The organism is Lyngbya sp. CCY1209, from assembly GCF_035615495.1.
In the GTDB taxonomy this organism is placed as follows: Bacteria; Cyanobacteriota; Cyanobacteriia; order Cyanobacteriales; family Microcoleaceae; genus Limnospira.
The window spans coordinates 1-2524 of the sequence record NZ_JAJENU010000496.1; the positions used below are offsets into that span (position 1 = coordinate 1).

General features: G+C 57.3%; 2 protein-coding genes. Both read right to left on the reverse strand.

Features of this window, described 5'->3' with window-relative positions; genetic code table 11:
* Positions 1-106: 106 nt before the first annotated feature.
* Entirely contained in the window at positions 107-451 is a 345-nt protein-coding gene (locus tag LKE08_RS15535) for a Dethiobiotin synthetase (protein ID WP_324705152.1), read from the reverse strand.
* Between the two features lie 263 nt (positions 452-714).
* The gene (gene guaA, locus LKE08_RS15540; RefSeq protein WP_324705153.1) at positions 715-2340 is read right to left on the reverse strand and encodes a glutamine-hydrolyzing GMP synthase; all 1626 of its coding nucleotides are present in this window, start codon (positions 2338-2340) and stop codon (positions 715-717) included.
* Positions 2341-2524 lie beyond the last annotated feature (184 nt).

A 2524-nucleotide genomic window follows, 5' to 3' on the forward strand; every position in this document is an offset into this window, starting at 1 on the left:
GTAGCGACACCAAAATCATCAGTCAATCATCACAAACCAACCGAAATATAAAATCTGCGAAAATCTGCGAAATCTGTGGACTGAGTCAACCTATCCCACAAAAAAATCACTTCCACTGACCCGAAAAAATACCCTTCACCGCCTGAGAAATGCGGTCGAGATCTGCCTCCAAAAGCGGCGGCCATTCGACGCCCCGCTTGGAGCCCGCCGCGAATTGCCGGTGACTCTCCATCGCCAGTTGATACAGTGCCAAAACCAGAGAGCGATCGAAGGTTTCCGTCTCCTTCGATCCCTCAAATACCATTTTCAGGGCCAACAGAATCGACGTCACCTGACCGGGAACGGGGGGCTGGCCCTGTTGGAGGCGACTCAGGAAGGCGTCCGGGTTGTCTCGGACTTCCAAGGCCATTCCCTGTTCGATCAAAAAATTGCGGGCTGTTTTGTAATCCATTATTTGAAAAAGCTTGGAGACGGGGGAGACGCAGATGGGGGAGGGCGCAAACCTGGCGCCGGGACGCTCGAAAATTCCCCCCACCCGACCCCCTAATTTATCCGAGTTGTCATCCGTCTGAACGGCGGGTTTTCCACAAGAAACCGGGAGTTATCCACAAAAATCTGCGGGTTTTCCACAATCTCTAACCTTCCCTTAATCCGATCGCCCCCAAATCTTAATCGAATTATGGCATCAGAAACGATCGCCCAATTTCCCGACCGTCATTCCCACTCGATAGTTCCGGGCGGCTTGGAGGTGATGTCGTAAACCACCCGGTTGACGCCGCGCACCTCGTTGACGATGCGGTTGGAAATGGTTTCGAGCAAATCGTAGGGAACCCGGGACCAGTCGGCCGTCATGCCGTCCTCGCTGGAGACGCACCGCAGCACCACCGGATAGGCGTAAGTGCGCTGATCCCCCATCACGCCGACGCTGCGGACGGGCAGCAGCACGGCGAAGGCTTGCCAGAAGTCGTGGTAAACGCCCTGTTTGTGGATTTCGTCCCGGACGACAAAATCAGCGTCGCGGAGGATATTCAATTTCTCGGCGGTGACTTCGCCGAGGATGCGGATGGCCAGACCGGGGCCGGGGAAGGGGTGGCGGCGGACGATCTCCTCGGGGAGGCCGATGGACCGGCCGACTTTCCGCACTTCGTCTTTGAACAGCTTCCGCAGGGGTTCGACGAGTTTGAAGCGCAGGTCCTTGGGCAGGCCGCCAACGTTATGGTGGCTTTTAATTTTGACGGCCACCCGTTCGCCGGTTTTGGGATCGACGTTGGTATCGGCCGATTCGATCACGTCGGGGTAAAGCGTCCCCTGGGCGAGGTAGTCGAAGGGGCCGAGGCGGGCGGATTCTTCTTCAAAAACTTGGATAAATTCCCGGCCGATGCGCTTGCGCTTTTCTTCGGGGTCCGTGATGCCTTCGAGTTGTGCCAGGAAGCGATCGCGGGCGTTGACGTACTGGACGGGGATGTGGAATTGTTCCTGGAATAGCTTGACGAGCTTTTCGGGTTCGTACTTCCGCATGAAGCCCTGGTCGATAAACATACAGGTGAGTTGGTCGCCGATCGCCCGGTGCAGCAAAAACGCCAGGGTGGAAGAGTCCACGCCGCCGGAGAGGGCCAGCAGCACCCGCCGGTCCCCGACTTTGCCCCGGATCTCCCGGATCGCCTCTTCCACGAAGGCCTCCGTCGTCCAGGTGGGCTGGCAGTTGCAGATGTGGTAGACGAAATTCCGGATCAAGGCCTGGCCGCCGACGGAGTGGACGACCTCCGGATGAAACTGGACGCCGTAGAGTTTGCGATCGTGATCTGCGATCGCGGCGCAGGGGGTGTTGTCGGTGTGGGCGAGGACGTCGAAGCCGTCGGGGAGGCGGGTGCAGGAGTCCCCGTGACTCATCCACATCGTCGCCCCGTCGTCCACATTCGTCAATAAATCGGTGGGATCATCGATGGTGAGGGAGGCCTTCCCGTATTCCGCCAGCTTGGCCCGTTCCACCTCGCCGCCGAGTTGCCGGACCATCAACTGCATCCCGTAGCAGACGCCCAAAATGGGGATGCCCAGGTTCCAAATTTCCGGGTCGCAGTGGGGGGCGCCCGGGTCGTAGACGGAGTTGGGACCGCCGGAGAGGATGATCCCTTTCAAGTTCAGGTCGGCCAGTTGTTTGGCGCTGGTGCGGTAGGAAATGACCTCCGAATAGACCTCGGTTTCGCGGATGCGACGGGCGATCAGTTCCGAATATTGGGACCCGAAATCTAAAATGACGATCATCTCCCGATTCACCGGAGTCACCGGCTCAGTGATCGGTGTCGGTTCAGTTTTCGCCGAGGTTGGGGTTGAGGAAGTCATGATCGAATTGCAAGTCTAGAAGTTCTACAGTACAAGTTGCCTAAAATTTAGAGGATCTGCGATCGCACTTTGTCCGAAACCGATCGCAGATCTGGGGAGATTGATTCATTTGACTTCTCCCCGGTCTAAAGACGCGGGGATTCTTAAGCCGTCCAAAACTGAACTCTTAAAGGCATAGTCAATG